The organism is Pelomonas baiyunensis (assembly GCF_043555935.1).
Lineage (GTDB): Bacteria > Pseudomonadota > Gammaproteobacteria > Burkholderiales > Burkholderiaceae_C > Pelomonas > Pelomonas baiyunensis.
The window spans coordinates 39,598-54,397 of the sequence record NZ_JBIGIB010000002.1; the positions used below are offsets into that span (position 1 = coordinate 39,598).

General features: G+C 70.6%; 12 protein-coding genes. 5 read left to right on the top strand and 7 right to left on the bottom strand.

The window, feature by feature from the left end; translation table 11 throughout:
* The 4 genes from ACG01O_RS06555 to ACG01O_RS06570 form a co-directional block, all read right to left on the bottom strand.
* Entirely contained in the window at positions 1-813 is an 813-nt protein-coding gene (locus ACG01O_RS06555; RefSeq protein WP_394382645.1) for a crotonase/enoyl-CoA hydratase family protein, read from the bottom strand.
* 153 nt (positions 814-966) lie between these two features.
* A complete protein-coding gene (locus tag ACG01O_RS06560) occupies positions 967-5,496 on the bottom strand; it encodes a PAS domain S-box protein (RefSeq protein ID WP_394382647.1) in 4,530 nt (1,509 codons plus the stop codon).
* Positions 5,493-6,506, bottom strand: coding sequence for a diguanylate cyclase domain-containing protein (locus ACG01O_RS06565; RefSeq protein ID WP_394382648.1), 1,014 nt, complete (start codon positions 6,504-6,506; stop codon positions 5,493-5,495). The genes ACG01O_RS06560 and ACG01O_RS06565 overlap by 4 nt, the downstream gene beginning before the upstream one ends.
* A gap of 11 nt (positions 6,507-6,517) precedes the next feature.
* Positions 6,518-8,428 carry a hybrid sensor histidine kinase/response regulator gene (locus ACG01O_RS06570; protein WP_394382650.1) on the bottom strand — a complete coding sequence of 637 codons (1,911 nt, stop codon included), beginning with the start codon at positions 8,426-8,428 and terminating at the stop codon, positions 6,518-6,520.
* 168 nt (positions 8,429-8,596) lie between these two features.
* Here ACG01O_RS06570 and ureE point away from each other — a divergent pair, with 168 nt between their 5' ends.
* From ureE to ACG01O_RS06595, 5 genes are all read left to right on the top strand, one after another.
* Complete coding sequence (ureE, locus tag ACG01O_RS06575; RefSeq protein WP_394382654.1) at positions 8,597-9,364, top strand: urease accessory protein UreE; 768 nt, start codon at positions 8,597-8,599, stop codon at positions 9,362-9,364.
* Between the two features lie 98 nt (positions 9,365-9,462).
* A complete protein-coding gene (locus ACG01O_RS06580; protein WP_394382656.1) occupies positions 9,463-10,074 on the top strand; it encodes an outer membrane beta-barrel protein in 612 nt (203 codons plus the stop codon).
* Positions 10,075-10,090: 16 nt separating this feature from the next.
* A complete protein-coding gene (locus tag ACG01O_RS06585) occupies positions 10,091-10,771 on the top strand; it encodes an urease accessory protein UreF (RefSeq protein ID WP_394382658.1) in 681 nt (226 codons plus the stop codon).
* Positions 10,768-11,424, top strand: coding sequence for an urease accessory protein UreG (gene ureG / locus ACG01O_RS06590; protein ID WP_394382660.1), 657 nt, complete (start codon positions 10,768-10,770; stop codon positions 11,422-11,424). The genes ACG01O_RS06585 and ureG overlap by 4 nt, the downstream gene beginning before the upstream one ends.
* Positions 11,417-12,253: an urease accessory protein UreD gene (locus ACG01O_RS06595; protein WP_394382662.1), complete on the top strand. Its 837-nt coding sequence runs from the start codon at positions 11,417-11,419 to the stop codon at positions 12,251-12,253. Before ureG ends, ACG01O_RS06595 begins: the two co-directional genes overlap by 8 nt.
* A 58-nt stretch (positions 12,254-12,311) precedes the next feature.
* On the opposite strand, the gene ACG01O_RS06600 is transcribed toward ACG01O_RS06595, so the two are convergent.
* The 3 genes from ACG01O_RS06600 to ACG01O_RS06610 form a co-directional block, all read right to left on the bottom strand.
* Positions 12,312-13,079 carry a TerC family protein gene (locus ACG01O_RS06600; protein WP_394382665.1) on the bottom strand — a complete coding sequence of 256 codons (768 nt, stop codon included), beginning with the start codon at positions 13,077-13,079 and terminating at the stop codon, positions 12,312-12,314.
* Positions 13,080-13,207: 128 nt separating this feature from the next.
* Positions 13,208-14,221 carry a 2-dehydropantoate 2-reductase gene (locus tag ACG01O_RS06605; RefSeq protein ID WP_394382667.1) on the bottom strand — a complete coding sequence of 338 codons (1,014 nt, stop codon included), beginning with the start codon at positions 14,219-14,221 and terminating at the stop codon, positions 13,208-13,210.
* On the bottom strand, positions 14,218-14,760 hold the full coding sequence (locus ACG01O_RS06610; RefSeq protein ID WP_394382669.1) for an Mpo1 family 2-hydroxy fatty acid dioxygenase: 543 nt from the start codon (positions 14,758-14,760) through the stop codon (positions 14,218-14,220). Before ACG01O_RS06610 ends, ACG01O_RS06605 begins: the two co-directional genes overlap by 4 nt.
* Positions 14,761-14,800: the final 40 nt, after the last annotated feature.

Here is a 14,800-nt window from a genome sequence, read left to right on the forward strand (position 1 = left end):
TCAGTCGCGGAACGTGGGCGCGGCGCCCTTGCCGGCCATCAGTGCGCGGGTCAGGTCTTCGCTCATCAACATCCCGGCGTTCCAGGTGGCGATGTAGTTCAGGCCGTCGGCCACCGAGTGGTCGCGGGCGAAGTTCAGCTGCTCCTTGGTGCCGCGAATGCTCAGCGGCGACTTGGCGGCAATGCTGGCGGCGATCTGGCGCACACCGGCTTGCAGGGTCTCGCGGGTGTCGAACACGCGGTTCACCAGGCCGATGGCTTGCGCCTCGGCGGCTTCCACGCGCCGGCCGGTGTAGGCCAGCTCACGCACCAGGCCCTGGCTGCCGATCAGCTTGGGCAGCCGCTGCAGCGTACCCACATCGGCCACCATGCCGATGTCGATCTCCTTGATGGAGAAGTAGGCGTCGGCACTGCAGTAGCGCATGTCGGCGGCGCAGATGAGGTCGATGCCGCCGCCCACGCAGGCGCCGTGGATGGCCGCCAGCACGGGCTTGCGGCAACGCTCCAGGCTGGTGAGGGTGTCTTGCATGTCCAGGATCACGCGGCGCAGGGCCTCGCGGGTGCGGCCGTCGCACGGGTCCTGAATCTGCGGGGCCAGGCCCATCATCATTTGCAGGTCGATGCCGGCGGTGAAGTGCTTGCCTTCGCCGTCCAGCACCACCACGCGGCATTCGGGCTGGCCGTCCAGCCAGTCGAAGGCGCGACGGAAGTCTTGCCACATGGTGGCGTTCATCGCGTTGGCCTTGTCCGGGCGGTTCAGCCGCACGGTGGCGATGTGGTCTTGCAGGGTGATGGCGAGGGTGTCGAGTTGCATGCGAGGGGCAGGTTATGGGGCGCGCCGGGGCCGCGCCGCCTGGGCTCAAGTGATGTGATCGTGCCACCACCCGGCCTGGCCCGGCCGCTCAAGGGTGACACGGGCGGTGATATTTGCCCGCCGCCGTGCCTTCGGGGCGGCCCTGGAGCGCGCTCAGCCCGCCGGGGGCGGCACGTGGGCCGGGTCCAGCAAAGGCTGCAGGGCTTGGGCGGCGGCGCTGAAGGCCAGGCGTTCCATCTGATCCCGCACCTGCGCAAACGCCTCGGCCCCGAGGCGCTGCCGCAGGGCCGGGCCCAGCTCGGCAAACAGTTGCAGCGCGCCCAGGTCGCCGTTGTCCAGTTGCTCCAGCAGGTGGGCCAGGCGGGCCGCGGGCAGGGGCTCCGCGCTGTGCGAAACCGGGGCCTCGGCCGTGCTCAAGACGGGCGCGGCGGCGGCGCTCAAGGCTTGCAGCTGCGCGGCCAGCGGGCCGAAGCTGGCATCCGCCTCGGGCAGGTTGCGCTGGCCGCAGGCGGTTTCAGCCACTTGGGCGGCGCGGGCCAGCTCGCGCGCGCCCAGCGTGCCGGCGCTGCCTTTGAGGTTGTGCATGCGCCGCGTCCAGCGGGGCAGTTCGTCCCGGTCCAGCGGCACGGCCGTGGGCACGTCGGCAAAGTCGTTCAGCAGGCGGCGCAGCAGGGTGCAGAACAGTGTGAAGTCGCCGCCCAGCCGTCGGCGTGCGTCGGGGCCGTCGATGCCGGGGATGTCCAGCCAGGCTGCGCGGTCCGGCGGCGCCGCTGGGGCCTCTGCGGAAGGGGCGGCCGGTGCAGCGGTGGCGGGCGCCCGTTCGCCCAGGTGCCGGCGCAGGCAGGCCACGAGCTCTTGCGGGTCGAAGGGCTTGCCCAGCACATCGTTCATGCCGGCGGCCGAGGCGCGTTGCTGTTCGCCCACCGTCACGCCAGCGGTCAGCGCAATCACGGGCAGGGTGTGCAGCCCCAACGCGCTGCGGATGCGCCGGGTGGCGTCGTGCCCGTCCAGCACCGGCATTTGCACATCCATCAGCACCACGTCGACCTGGCCGGGGTGGTCGATCAGGTGCTGCACGGCGGCCTGGCCGTCGTGCGCGACGCTGACGGTGGCGCCCTCCAGCCGCAGGATGCGGCGGGCCACCTCGAGGTTGAGTTCGCTGTCGTCGGCCACCAGCACGTGCACGCCTTGCAAGGCCAGGCCGGCCGGCGTGGTGGGGGCGGCCGCGTGCAGCAGGGGCAGAGCGTCGGCCGACGCGGTGCGCAGCGTGAGGTCCACGGTGAACTCGCTGCCCACGCCGGGCTGGCTGGTCACCGCCACGGTGCCGCCCATCAGCGTGACGAGCTGCCGCACGATGGACAGCCCCAGGCCCGTGCCGCCGTAGCGCCGGGTGGTGGAGGTGTCGGCCTGGGCGAAGGGCTGGAAGATGCGGCCCAGGGCGTCTGGCGCAATGCCGATGCCGGAATCCCGCACCACAAAGCGCAGCGCCACGCGGGCCGGGTCGTTCGCGTTCGCCGCCCCAGCCGCCGGCAGGGGCTGGGCCTGCACCTGCAGCCGCACCTCGCCTTGCGCAGTGAACTTGATGGCGTTGCTCAGCAGGTTGGTCAGCACCTGGCGCAGGCGGGTGGCGTCGCCCTCCAGCGCCTCGGGCAGGTCTCGCGGCCGGTCGATGCTGAAGCCGATGCCTTTGTCCTGCGCCTGCACGCCCAGCATGCCGGCCAGCTCATCCAGCAGGTTCTCCAGCGAGAAGGGGGCGGCCTCCAGGCTCATCTCCGACGCCTCAACCTTGGACAGGTCCAGCACGTCGTTGATGATCGCCAGCAGCGACTTGCTGGCCTGCTGAATCTTGGTGACGAAGCCGCGTTGGTCGCCGTCCAGCGGTGTGCGCTCCAGCAGGTACGAAAGGCCGATCACCGCGTTCATGGGCGTGCGGATCTCGTGGCTCATGTTGGCCAGGAACTGGCTCTTGGCCTGGTTGGCGTGGTTGGCGCGGTGGATGGCTTCGCGCAGCGTGCGCTCGAACTCCTGCCGGGCGCTCACGTCGTGCGCGATGCCCAGCAAGCCCACAAGCGCGCCGGCGTCGTCGCGGATGTGGGTGATGGCCAGTGACACCGGCACGCGGCTGCCGTCCTTGCGGCAGTAACTCCACTCGATGGGCAGCCCGACCACGCTGTCGTCCACAAACACCCGGTTCTTGCCGACCGACTCGCCCAGTTGCGCCTGCATCGCCGCGCGGCGCTCTTCCAGCTCCAGCGGGTCGTGCAGCAGCTCAACGGCCTTGCGGCCCATCACTTCGTCGGCGGTGTAGCCGGTGAGCTTCTCAGCGCCGCGGTTGAACAGGGTGATGCGGCCGTTCAAGTCCACGCTCAAGATGGACACCTGCGTGGCGGCATCCAGCACCGCGCGCAACGTGGTGAGCGCGCGTTCCAGCGCCTGTTCAGCCCGCTTGCGCTCGGAGATGTCGGTGGACACCGCGTAGTAGCCCTGCACCTCGCCCGCGGCGTTCAGGTCCGGCACCAGCCGGGCTTCGTAGTCGCGCAGCTCGCCGTGTCGGCTGGGGATGACCGTCTCGAAGATCTGCGACTGGCCGGCCAGCGCCCCATGGAAAGCCGCAGCCAGCTCGGGCGGGGGCGTGCCGTCCACGAACGCGCGGGGCTGTTGGCCCAGCAAGGCCTCGCGGGGCAGGTTGTAGGCCTCGCATTGCGCGGCGTTCACGAAGCGGAAGCGGTGGTCCCGGTCCATGTAGGAAATGCGCAGCGGCAGGCGGTCGGTCACCTCCTGCAGGAAGCGGCTGGCGTCCTCCGCCGCCTTGCGGGCTTGCTCGGCCTCGTGCTGCAGGCGGCGGATGGGGGTGATGTCGATGCTGATGGAAATGAAGCGCTCGATCTGGCCCTGCGCGTCCAGGAAGGGCGCGACGATGCTGTCCAGCCAGTAGCGTTCGCCGGCTTTGTCCAGGTTGCAGATCTCGCCCCGCCAGGCGTCGCCCTGCAGCAGGTGCTGGCCGAGTTCGGCCCAGAACGCGGGCGTGTGCTCGGGGGCGGCCAGCGTGGGGTGGGTGCGGCCGATCAGTTCGTCGGCGCTGAAGCCGGAGCGCTCGCAGAACAGGGCGTTGGGCTGGGTGATGCGGCCGTCGCGGTCGGAAATGGCCACCAGGGCGAAGCGGTCCAGCGTTTGCAGCAGCGCGGTGTTGTTGCGCAGCGCGGCCACCAGTTCGGCGGTGCGCTGCTCCACCTGGGCTTCCAGGCTGGCGTTCAGGGCCGCGAGGGCTTCGCGCGCCTGCTGGGCGGCGCGCATGTCGCGCAACGTCTTGGCCATGCCCACGCAGCGGCCCTGGTCGTCCAGGATGGGGCCTGCCGTCAGCGACACCGCGATCAGGTGCCCGTCTTTATGGCGGCGCAGGGCGTCGAACGGCGGCACGCGCTGGCCGCGGGCGATGGTGGCGCGAAACGACAGGTCATCGCTCAGGCTCTCGGGCGGCAGCAGCAGGGCTTCTACCGTTTGGCCCAGCGCCTCGGTCGCGGTGTAGCCGAACAGCCGTTCGGCGCCGCCGTTCCATTCCGTGATCACGCCGTCCAGGGTCGCGCCGATGATGGCGTCGTCGGACCCCTCCACGATGGCCGCGCGGCGGGCCTGCTCCAGCCGCTCGCGCCCCGCGCGGGCCCGGGCGGTGACCCAGAAGAAGGTCAGCCCCGCCAGCAGCAGGCCCACGCCGCCGACGCTGGCCGCCGCGGCCTCCGGCGGCGGCAGGCGCAGGCCGGCCACGAAGTCTTGTGTGGCGTGCACCCGGGCCAGCCAGCGGCGGCCGCGAATATCGAACTCGACGTCGGTGGTGGCTGGTTCGGTGTCGTGGCCTTCGCCCGGGTGGGTGTGCTCAATGAACTGGCGTGGGTTGCCGGTGCCGCCTTGGGGCAGGTCGAACAGGTCCAGCGCCACATGGCCGTGGGCTGCGCCCACGTCGGCCAGCACGTCGCGGGCAACGAGCACGGCGTAGGTCCAGCCCATGGTGTTGGCTTCGCGGGCCTCCGGGGTGGCGCCCGGGTCGGCAAAGCGGTAGATGGGCAGCGCCAACATCAGGCCCGAACTGCCGCCGTCGCGCGCAATGCGCAAGGTCAGCGGCTCGCTCAGCACGGAATCGCCATCGCGCGCCGCTTGGCGGGTGGCGGCGTCGCGCGCGGGTTCCGAGGCCAGGTCCAGCCCGATGGCCGCCTGGTTTTGCGCCAGGGGTTCGGCGAAGGCCACCAGCTTGCGCTCGCCCTCGTGCGGGCGGAACTGGCGGACGGCGTAGTCAGGCTGCCCCTGGGCGCGGGCGCGGGCGACGAAGGCGGTTTCGTCAGCCTGCGGCACGCGCCACACCACGCCCAGCCCCCGTGCGCCCGGGAACTCGCGCTCAGCGTCGCGGCTGAGCATGTAGGCGTGCATCTGCTCTGACCGCAGGCTGCGCCCGCCGGCCGCCATCACGGCACCTCGCAGCCCGCGCAGGCCGGCGTCGTAGCGGGTGATGCGGGCCTGGATTTCGCGCGTGGCTTCCTGCGCGCGGCTTTGCAGCGCCTCGCGCACGGCCTGCTGGTTGTGGCGGGCCTGCCAAGCGGCGGCGCCCGCCGTGGCCAGCCCGGTCAGCACCACCACGCCCAGTGCGGCGCGCAACGCGGTGCTGAAGTCGCCCTCGGGCCGGCGGCCCGTCACGCCGCGCTCCCCTGGGCGTCCCGCGTGGCGGGCGAGTCGGTGGAGGGCAGCGGGCACCCACCCGGGGCGGCCGGGGAGGGCTGGGCGTCGAGGATGTCTTGCCGCCAGGTGCGGTCGCGGCCGGCCTGTTTGGCGGCATACAGCGCTTCATCAGCGGCTTGGGTCAGGCGCTCCGGCGCCAGCCCGGGTGCGGCCGGGCCTGCGGAGCGCGGCGGATACACCGCGATGCCCACGGACACCGTCACGTGGTCGGCCGTTTGGGACGTGGCGTGCGGCAGCGCCGCGTCCCGCAGGCGGCTCTGGATGCGGGCGGCCACATCTTCGGCCCCGGAGCCGTCGGTGTTGGGCAGCAGCACGACGAACTCTTCGCCGCCGTAGCGCGCAAGCACGTCGGTCGGGCGGCGCAGCGAGTCGCTTGCGGCATCGGCCACCCGGCGCAGGCAGTCGTCACCCGCGGGGTGGCCGTAGTGGTCGTTGTAGGCCTTGAAGTGGTCCACATCCATCATCAGCAGCGCCAGGGGCTGGCCGGTGCGGTTGGCCCGCGCCCATTCGCGCTGCAGGGCTTCGTCGAAGCTGCGGCGGTTGGCCTGGCCGGTCAGGCCGTCCGTGGCGGCCACCGCGCGCAGGGTGTCGGTCAGCGCCTTCACGCGCAGCTGGGTGCGCACGCGGGCCACCAGCAGGGGCTCGCTGATGGGCTTGGTGATGAAGTCGGACGCGCCGGCTTCCAGCCCGCGCAGTTCGTCGGCGGGCTCCAGGTAGCCGGTGACAAAGATGACAGGCACGTCGGCCAGGGCCGGGTCAGCCTTCATGCGCCGGCACACCTCGAAGCCGCTGATGTCTGGCAGGTCGCCGTCCAGCAACACGAGGTCCGGCACGTGTTCGTGCACTTTGGCCAGCGCTTGGTGGCCGTCCATCGCAAAGCGGATGCGCCCCATGCCCTTGAGGGCGCCGGCCATGACCTGAATCATGCCGGGGTCGTCATCCACGAGAAGAAGTTCGGGGGCGTTCATGCAAGCAAGGCTCAGGCGCAGCGCAACGTGATGGCGAAGCAACTGCCTTGCCCGGGGGTGGAGGTGACGGACAGCTCGCCGTGCATGGCATGCACGAGCTGCCGCGTGATGGCCAGGCCCAGGCCCGTGCCGGGCCGGTCCGAGCGCTCGCGGCCGAGGCGGTTGAAGGGTTCAAACAGGCTGTGCAGCTGGGTTTCGTCCATGCCCATGCCGTCGTCTCGCACCGCCACGCGCACGCGGCCGGGGGCCGGCTCGTCGATCTCCACGCCCACATGGCCACCACGCTCGTTGTATTTCACGGCGTTGGAGAGCAGGTTGCTCAGGCACTGCGTGAGGCGCCGGGCATCGGCCTGGGCCAGTGGCGGGCGCTGCGTGAGCACGGGTTCGCGCACGTCCACGCCCGCCCAGCTGGCGGCGGGTGCCACGGCGGCCAGGGCCTCGGCCACGGTGTCGCGCAGGTCCACCGCGCCCAGGTTCAGCTTGAGGGCGCCGGTCTCGCCGCGTGCGAATTCCAGCAGGTCTTCGATGAGGTGCTGCATCGCCCGGCCCGCGTTCTGGATGCGGTCCAGCCCTTCGGCCCGCTTGGCGTCCAGCGCCGGGTCCATGCGCATGATTTGCGCGAAGCCCAGCACCGCGTTGAGCGGGTTGCCCAGCTCGTGGGCGATCACGCCGATCATGCGGGTCTTGGCTGTGCTGGCGGCCTCGGCCGCCGCGCGGGCCACGCTCTCGGCCTGCAGGCGTTCGCGGTCGCTGATGTCGCGCAGCACCCAGGTGGTGAACTGGTGTTGCCCTTCCACCAACGCCGAGGCCGTGGCCTCCACTGGCTTCGGCGCGCCGTTGCGGCCGCTGAGTTGCAGACGCACCGGCGCACGGCGGGCCTGCTCGGCCAGCAGCGTGGGCGCATCCAGCCAGGCCGACAGCGGGCTGCCCACCACGGCGCCTTCACGCCCGGCAAACATCTCGGCTGCGGCGGCATTGGCCAGCAGCACGGTGTTGGCTTCGTCGCACACCAGGATGGCGTCCGTGGCGGTGCGCACGATCTCGGACACGCGCGCATCGGCAATGCGGCGCCAGCGCTCGCCGGCGGCGCGCAGTTCGGCGTCTTGCCGCAGTTTGAGGTCCAGCAGGTTGCGCACGCGGGCCCGCAGCACCGGGGCCACGATGGGCTTGCTGACGAAGTCGGCCGCGCCGAGTTCCAGGGCGCGGGTCTCGTCGGCCGGGCGGTCGTAGCGGGTCACGAACACCACGGGCACGCCTTTGAGCCGCGGGTCGGCCTTCAGCGCCGCGCAGATGGCGAAGCCGTCCTGGCCCGGCATCATGGCGTCCAGCAGCACAAGGTCAGGCTCGATGCGCCGCGCCATCTTGAGCGCGTTGCGCCCTTCGGTCACGAAATGGATGCTGCCCAGGTCTTGCAGCGTGCTGCCCAACATCTGCACGGCGGCGGCGTCGTCGTCAATGATGAGCAGGGCCGGCAAGTCGCGCGCGCGGCCGGGGTCGGCGGCGGGCAGGGCGCCCGTGCCGGCGCTGGCGCCTGCCGCCATCAAGGCCCGTTCCCGCAACCGGGCGCGCACCCGGGCGCGGAAGGTTTCGGGCACCAGCGGCTTGGTGATGAAGTCGTTCACGCCGCGCTGCACGGCGGCCAGTTCGGTGTCGGTCTCGTCGTCGGCGGTGGCCATGATCACCGGCACGGCGCGCAGGTCGGGGTCGCGGCGCATGGCGTCGTACACCTGCAGACCGTCCATGCCGGGCATGCGTGCGTCCAGCACGATGAGGTCCGGCCGCGAGGCGCGTGCCAGCCGCAAGGCTTCCTCGCCCGTGCTGGCGAAGTTCAGGTTGGGGAAGTCCGACAGCAAATGCCGCATGGTGTGGATGGCGGTGGGGTCGTCATCCACGAGCAGCAGTCGGGCGTCACGCAAGTCCATGGCGGGTCGTCATCCTCAGACGGTTGAGAATTCGCAAATGTATCAATATTGCAGTTTGCGGACCCAACGGATATCGTTTGTATTTGTGATGAAGTATCAGTTTTTTGGGTCGGCGTGGATAGTCACCCGGCCTCGGGACACGCCCGGGGGAAGTCGCACAATCGCGGGATGCTGACCGTCGACAAGATCATTGCGCGGGGCCATGGCCTCGCATCCGTGTTGCTCAAACGGGCCACCCAGGTGGAGCTGGATTGGGATGTGCGCCAGAAAAGCCGCTTCGAGGCCACCGACAGTGCCGGGCGCCGCTTGGCGGTGTTCCTGCCGCGCGGCACCGCGGTGCGCGGGGGCGATGTGATGGTGGTGTCGGACGGCTCCCTGGTGCGGGTGCTGGCCGCGCCGCAGCCGGTGATGCAGGTGCGCGTGTGCGCCGCGCACGGCCAGCCGCTGGACCTGCTGCGCGCCGCCTACCACCTGGGCAACCGCCACGTGCCGCTGGAGGTGCAGGCCGACGTGCTGCAGTTCGAGCCCGACCCGGTGCTGGCCGACATGCTGCGCCGTCAGCACCTGATCGTGACCGAGACGCACGCGGCGTTCGAGCCGGAGGGCGGGGCTTATGGCGACGGGGCGGGCCATGGGCATGGACACGACCACAGTCACGACCATGGCCACGCCCATGCTCATGCCCATGACGAGCCGGGGCACGCCTGTGGTCATGCGCACCACGAACACGGCCACGACCATGGACACGAGCATGTACATGAGCATGGCCCCGCGTGCGGGCACGCGCACCACACCCATGAGCCGCATGCGGCGCACGGGCATGCGCCCGCCTTGCCGGCCCGGTCGGGCAAGCCGGTGGGCATTCCGGTGAAGGCGCATGACGGCCATGGGCACGAGGGGCATGTGCACGGCCCCGGCTGCGGGCACGACCACTGAAACCGCCCGCCGGCATGACGGCTGGTGCCGCCGATTTGCTGCATTAGCATCCGGCGCGCGGGCCGCACGGGCGGCCGCGTTTCAGGCCGTTGACTCCCATGACATCCATCCGTCCCTTGGCCCTCACCTCGCTCGCAGCGCTGGCCGTTGCGTTGCTGCCCAGCACCGTCTGGGCGCAGTCGCCCAACCTGGCGGGCGCCACCTACTTGAGCGCTTCGGTGGGCACGGGCAAGGTCGGGCTGAACTGCCCGGCCAACACCCCGTGCAGCCGTGTGGACGCCAGCAGCGTGCTCCGCGCTGGGCACCGCCTGGGCAATGGCTGGGCCTTCGAGGTGACCTACAGCCGCATCGCGGCGGACTGGGGTGTGCTGGGAGCCAACTACTCGGCCGAGTTCACCGGTTTCGGCCTGGGCACGGCCTACGCCATTCCCCTGACCGACAGCTTCAGCGCCTGGGCGCGGCTGGGCGGCAGTTCCAACGAGTTGCGCCTGCAGCCCGCCGTGGGCCTGGCCGGGCGCAACCCCGGCACCATCACCACCACCTCGTTCAACCCCTACGCGGGGCTGGGCCTCGTGTGGCAGATCAGCCCGCACTGGAGTGCCAGTGCCAACCTGGACGTCACGCGCGCCGACCTGCGCGAGTCACCCAACGCCGCCCGTCAGGGCGTGACGGTGCGCTCCGTCGGCCTGGGCATCGGGTTCAACTTCTGACGGCCAACCACCGCACATGACGCCCACGCCCCCCGCGCTGCTGCACTTGCTTTGGCTGGCCAGCCCGGCGCTGCCGGTGGGTGGCTTCAGCTACTCCGAGGGCCTGGAAGCCGCCGTGGATGCCGGTGTGGTGACGGATGAAACCTCGGCGGGCGACTGGCTGCTGAATCAACTGGCCTTGGTGCAGGCCCGTGCGGAGTTGCCCGTGGCAGCGGGCGCCCATGCCGCCGCGCTGGCGCTGGACGGCGAGCGGCTGGCGGCGCTGAACGCCTGGGTGCTGCAAACCCGCGAGACGGCCGAAAGCCTGCAGCAGGTGCAGCAGATGGGCCGCAGCCTCGTGGTGTGGATGCAGTCGCTGCTGCCGGGCTCCCCCGTGCTGCCGCTGCTGCAAGCGCTCAGCCCAGCGCCGACCTGGCCCGTGGTGATGGGCGCGGTGGCCGCTGCGCGCCAAGCGCCGCTGGAGGCCGCGTTGCAGGCCATCGCCTTCGGCTGGGCCGAAAACCTGATGCAGGCCGCCGTGCGCTGTGTGCCCCTGGGCCAAACGGCCGGGCAGCGGCTGTTGGCACGGCTCGTGCATGCCATTCCGGAGGCCGTGGCCCAGGCGCTGGCACAGCCCGAGCCGCTGGCGTTTGCCCCGCTGCTGGGCATCCACGGCGCCCGTCACGAAACTCAATATTCCCGCTTGTTCCGCTCATGACTGTCCACCCCGCGCAACTCCACGCCATCCCGAACCGAACCAAGACGCTGCCGCCGCTGCGCGTGGGCGTGGGCGGGCCGGTGGGGTCGGGCAAAACCACCTTGGTGGAAATGCTCTGCAAGACCATGCGTGAGCGCTGGGACCTGGTGGTCGTCACCAACGACATCTACACCAAGGAAGACCAGCGCCTGTTGACCGTGGCCGGCGCGTTGGAGCCCGAACGCATCATGGGCGTGGAGACCGGCGGCTGCCCGCACACCGCCATCCGCGAGGACTGTTCCATCAACCTCGAAGCGGTGGACCGCATGCTGGAGAAGTTCCCGAACGCCGACATCGTGTTCGTGGAAAGTGGCGGTGACAACCTGGCCGCCACCTTCAGCCCCGAACTGTCGGACCTCACCATCTACGTGATCGACGTGGCCGCCGGCGAGAAGATCCCGCGCAAGGGCGGCCCCGGCATCACCAAGAGCGACCTGTTCGTCATCAACAAGACCGACCTGGCCCCGCATGTGGGCGCGGACCTGGACATCATGCGCAGCGACACCGCGCGCATGCGGCCGGTCAAGCCCTGGGTCATGACCAACCTCAAAACCCGTGAAGGGCTGGCCGAGGTGGTCGACTTCATCGAAAAGAAGGGCCTGCTGGTTGGCTGACGCGGTTCGCTGGCCGGCACGCCTGGCCCTGAACGCCACGCGCGACGGCGCCGCCACCCGGCTGCACGCCCGGCACGACGGCCCGTTGCGGCTGCTCAAAACGCTTTACCCGGAAGGGCCGGGCGTGGCGCATGCGGTGCTGGTGCATCCGCCAGGCGGGCTTGTGGGCGGGGACCGGCTGGACATCGAGTTGGATGTGCAGCCGGGCGCACATCTGCTCGTCACGACGCCGGCCGCCACGCGCTTTTACCGCTCCAACGCCGGCGAAGCCGCGCAGGTGGTGCAGGCGCGGGTGGGCGCGGGCGCGCGTCTGGAATGGCTGCCGCAAGAGACGCTGGCCTACCCGGCCTGCGACGCGCGCAACGAGGTGCGGCTGCGCCTGGCCCCGGGTGCCAGCCTGTTCGCCAGCGAGGTGCTGGGCCTGGGCCTGCCGGCCGCGGGTGAGCCCTACGTGCGGGGGCGGCTGCTGCAGCATCTGGAAATCGCCGGTCTGTGGTTGGATCGCGGCCGCCTGGACGCGGCTGACCATGCGCTGCTGGATGGCCCGTGCGGCCTGGCCGGTCACCGTGTGTTGGGCACGCTCGCCTATGCGCAGACGGTGCCGCTGCCCGAAGCGCCGGGCTTGCTGGATGACGCCCGCGCGCTGCTGGCGGCGGTGCCGCATGCCGGCGCCACCCACCTGGCCTTGGCCGGCGGTGCCGTGTTGATCGTTCGCGTGGTGGGCGACGAGGTGGAGGCCGTCACCGGCGCCCTGCGCCAGGTGCACGCGTTGTGGCGCGAGCGGCTGTGGCGCCTGGACAGCGCCGCCCCGCGCATTTGGGCGACCTGACGCCCCGGTCAGTTCACCCCGCCCCAGCAGGGCGGCAAGTGCTGCCCGAGCGACGGGCTCAGTCGTCGCCGCCGGGGATCTGCTGGCGCAGCTTGACCTTGGTGGCCGCGTTCTTGCGCATCTTGATGTTCATCATCTCGACGCCCAGCGAGAACGCCATCGCGAAGTAGATGTAGCCCTTGGGCACGTGGTGGCCAAAACCTTCGGCCACGAGCACCACGCCCACCACCACCAGGAAGCTCAACGCCAGCATCTTGATGGTCGGGTGATCACTCACGAAGCGGCCGATCGGGCCGGCAAACAGCATCATCAAGGCCACCGAGCACACCACGGCGCCGATCATGATGCGCACGTCATCCACCATGCCCACGGCGGTGATGATGGAGTCCAGCGAGAACACCAGGTCGATCAGCATGATCTGCAAGATGATGGACGCGAAGGCCGCCTTGGCCTTGGCACCGGGGCTGGCGTGGGCTTCGTCCTCGCCTTCCAGCGAACCGTGAATCTCGCCGGTGCTTTTCCAGATCAGGAACAGGCCACCGCCGATCAGGATGAGGTCGCGGCCGGAAATCGGTTTGTCGAGGATGGGCAGGGTGAACAGCGGCTCCACCATGCCCACGATCCAGGCCAGCATCAGCAACAGGCCGATGCGCATGAACATCGCGGCGAACAAGCCGATGCGACGGGCCACCTCCTGGCGCGCCTTGGGCAGCTTGTCGACCAGGATGCTGATGAAGATGATGTTGTCGATGCCCAGCACCAGCTCCAGTGCGGTCAGCGTCGCCAGGGCGATCCAGGTTTGCGGGTTGGAGAGCAGTTCCAGCATCGTGTTCCGTCCGAGGTGAATCGCGCATTGTCGGCAGCGGATGGGCGGGTGATTCCAGCCGAGGGCTGACGCTGGCTTCGGTTTTTCCGAGGTGCAGGCGGGTGCTGCGGGGGGTCTGGGGCCAGCGCTCAGTGCGTGCCCAGGGCGCGCAGCAGGTCTTGCGGTGTGTAGGTGCGCGGCTGCGCGGGCCAGTGCTGCACCAGCGCGAGCATGCGGGCGTTGAGGGGCGCCGCGCGGCCCAGCTGCGTGGCCAGCCGTACCACCTCGCCGCACAGCGCATCGATTTCGGTGGGGCGGCCCAGGGCCAGGTCGTCCGCCATGCTGGACCGGGCACGGTCGTCCATGCGCAGCATCCGGGCGGCCAGCCGCTGGAACAGCCAGGTGGGTAAGCGCAGCACGCGCACGAGTTGCCGGGGCGGCAGGGGCGTCAGGCGAGCCAGGGGGCGTCCGGCGGCGTCCAGCAGGTCCAGGGCTTCTTCCTGCAAGGCGGCCAGCACGCGGCGGTAGCCGCGCTCCAGCAACTGTGCCCGCAGCGGCAGGCCGCTGAGCGCGTTCACGGGGTTGTTGAGGTTGAGCAGCAGCTTGGCCCATTGCACCGGCGCCAGGTCGGGCAGCAGCTTCAGCGGCAAGGGCAGTGCAGCCAGGGCCGCTTGCCAGGCGTGCAGCGCGGCATCACTCGGCTGTGCCTGCACGGCCAAGGCCCCGTCGGTGCCGCGGTGCACATGGCCCGGCGACAGCTCAGCAATGTTGAACGGCACCATGCCGGCATGCCACTGCAGGGCGGGCGCCGCACGGCGGGCCAGCTCGGTGTTGCCCACACCGTTTTGCAGGCTCACCACCGGCGTGCCGGCGGGCAGCGCCTGGGCCAGTTGCGCAGCGGCTTCGGCCGTGGCGCCGGACTTCACGCACAGCAACGCCAGGTCCGGCTGCAGGCCCGGGGGCGGTGTGTCGTGCAGGTGCAGTTGGGCGGCGGGCAGGTGGCGATCCAGGCCGTCCTGGTCGGTCAGGCGCATGCCGTGTTGCTGCAAGGCCGCCAGCATGCGCGGCCGGCCGACGAAGTGCACCGTGCATCCCGCCAACTGGGAGCACCCGCCAACGAAGCAGCCGACCGAGCCGGCCCCCATCACGAGCAGCGTGGTCACACGGGCTGGGCGAGGTCGCGCAGGTGCGTGGGGCCGACGCGGCGCTCGATTTCAGCCAGCAGGCCGCGGCCCCAGCCGGCCATGAACAGGGCCTCGCCCACCACGAACATCGGGCCGACGAGCAGGCCCACGAGGTCGTCGACGAAGGCGGGCTTGCGGCCTTCGTAGTAGTGGCCCACGAACTGGAAGATCCAGCCCACCACGAAGCTGCCCACGCCGATGGCCAGCCACAGGCTGGTGGTGGTGCCTTGCGTGGCCATCATGGCCAGCGCGGTGAGCGCACCGTTGGCCACGGTGGTGGCCGCGCCCAGCATGAAGTTGCCCCGCGTGAGGTACCAGACCGCGCTGACGCCCCACAGCACGATGGCTGCGTTCATGGGGGTGGAGCCGACCGCAAACTCCGCACGCGCCAGCAGCGCGCTGATCGCGAACACGATCAGCGGAATGCCGACGAAATGCGTGGCGATGTTGCGGCGATCGCGGTGGTAGGCGGCGTATTGCGCCATCAGGTCTAGGGCAGAACGGAACAGGCTGGCCATGGCAGGCTCCAGGCGTGGCGGTGCTGGCTATGCTAGTGCA

Bases quoted from the DNA above. Each gene is read 5' to 3' on its own strand.
- ACG01O_RS06555 (WP_394382645.1), bottom strand. From the start codon at position 813: ATGCAACTCGACACCCTCGCCATCACCCTGCAAGACCACATCGCCACC.
- ACG01O_RS06565 (WP_394382648.1), bottom strand. From the start codon at position 6,506: ATGAACGCCCCCGAACTTCTTCTCGTGGATGACGACCCCGGCATGATT.
- ACG01O_RS06570 (WP_394382650.1), bottom strand. From the start codon at position 8,428: ATGGACTTGCGTGACGCCCGACTGCTGCTCGTGGATGACGACCCCACC.
- ureE (WP_394382654.1), top strand. From the start codon at position 8,597: ATGCTGACCGTCGACAAGATCATTGCGCGGGGCCATGGCCTCGCATCC.
- ACG01O_RS06580 (WP_394382656.1), top strand. From the start codon at position 9,463: ATGACATCCATCCGTCCCTTGGCCCTCACCTCGCTCGCAGCGCTGGCC.
- ACG01O_RS06585 (WP_394382658.1), top strand. From the start codon at position 10,091: ATGACGCCCACGCCCCCCGCGCTGCTGCACTTGCTTTGGCTGGCCAGC.
- ureG (WP_394382660.1), top strand. From the start codon at position 10,768: ATGACTGTCCACCCCGCGCAACTCCACGCCATCCCGAACCGAACCAAG.
- ACG01O_RS06600 (WP_394382665.1), bottom strand. From the start codon at position 13,079: ATGCTGGAACTGCTCTCCAACCCGCAAACCTGGATCGCCCTGGCGACG.
- ACG01O_RS06610 (WP_394382669.1), bottom strand. From the start codon at position 14,760: ATGGCCAGCCTGTTCCGTTCTGCCCTAGACCTGATGGCGCAATACGCC.